Raw genomic sequence first — 1,292 nt, 5'->3', positions numbered from 1 at the left:
CGGCGCCCCGGCCGCCGGCGCGGCCCCGAACTGGCCCGGCACCTGGAGAACTGCGAGGGCTGCGCCCGGGTGGCGGGGAACGTCGAGCGCGCCAACCACCGTGCGGTGGAGGCGGTGTCGACGGCCCCGGGCCCCGAGGTGGTGCGCCGGCGTCGGCGCCCGGTCCGGCGGCGGTGAGGGGTCGTGGGGCGGCGGCTCACGCCGGGATGCACGCGCGGACGAGGTTGTGGTCCGAGAGGCCGTCCATGCTCTCGACCGCCGCGCTGCCGACGACGCCGGTGCCCCGCACGACCACGTGGTCGATCCACTCAGGTGCCGAGCCGGACGTGTGCGGTCGGGTCGGCACGGCGTCCGGCGGCAGGTCCGCGACGGCGAAGCCCGCGCCCAGGGCCGATGCCACGGTGGCGCGGTCGGTGTTGAAGTCGCCGAGGAGCACTGCCGCGTGTCCCGGTGGAGTGGTGGCCAGTTCGGCCAGGCGCGCCAGCTGGTGCGTGCGCCGCTGGTCGCCGCTCACATGGGTGGCGACGACGAGTGTTCCCGCGGCCTCGACGGCGAGCGCTCCCTTGCCCGGGTCGTCGTCGAACGGCTCAGCGGCGACCTCCAGGCTGGGTCCGTCGACCAGGAGCACGAGGTACTCCGCGGCGTCGCGCAACGAGCAGGTGCCGTGCCGCGGCCTCGGGACGCGCGGGTACCGCAGCGTGTGGATGGTCCGGTCGGTCAGCGCGAGGCGAAGGCCGGCCAGCTGGTCGCCGCTGACCTCCTGCAGGGCGATGACCTGCTCGGTCCGTTCGGCCAGCCGCGCCGTGACCGCGGCGATCCGTTCCGACTCGTCCGGCCAGCGTTGCACGACGTCCTCCCCCCAGTTCTCGGCGTGCACGCGGTGCAGGACGTTCCAGGTGGCTATCGTGATCACACGTCGCGATGTTAGCGAATCGCCGCCCCGCGCACGCAGACGACGCCGTGGTGCAACTGAACGCCTGCTACCGGATGTTGTCGGCATCGATCGACGACTGGGTGCGCCCGTCCTCGGTGTTGTGGACGTCGGGGGCCTTCCAGGGGGGCGGGGGTAGGCCAGGGGGTTCGGGCCGGTGCGGCTGTTCGATGACCTCGATGCGCTGGCCCGGTGCGGCCTGGGCGGCGATGCGTTCGCATTCCCGGGCGGTGGCGGCGAACAGGACTAGTGCCGCATCAGACAACGTTCGCCCTCTTGTGACGAGGCGCCCGGTTGCTGCGGCTGGCGGCTCCGGGCGGTCAGAATGATCGCGTGGCTGAACGCGTGCAGGTCCGTGAGA

Annotated in this window: 2 protein-coding genes; both read right to left on the bottom strand. The window is 73.4% G+C overall.

The features are described 5' to 3' along the window. Positions 1–196: 196 nt before the first annotated feature. The gene (locus ACWCXH_RS39930) at positions 197–913 is read right to left on the bottom strand and encodes an endonuclease/exonuclease/phosphatase family protein (RefSeq protein WP_449806420.1); all 717 of its coding nucleotides are present in this window, start codon (positions 911–913) and stop codon (positions 197–199) included. A 67-nt stretch (positions 914–980) separates the two neighbouring features. Next, on the bottom strand, positions 981–1,196 hold the full coding sequence (locus ACWCXH_RS39925) for a hypothetical protein (RefSeq protein ID WP_449806419.1): 216 nt from the start codon (positions 1,194–1,196) through the stop codon (positions 981–983). Between the last annotated feature and the right edge of the window lie 96 nt (positions 1,197–1,292).

Source organism: Kitasatospora sp. NPDC001660 (assembly GCF_053596725.1).
Note: the sequence above shows the minus strand (reverse complement) of the source record. Positions and strands in the feature narration are given on the sequence as shown.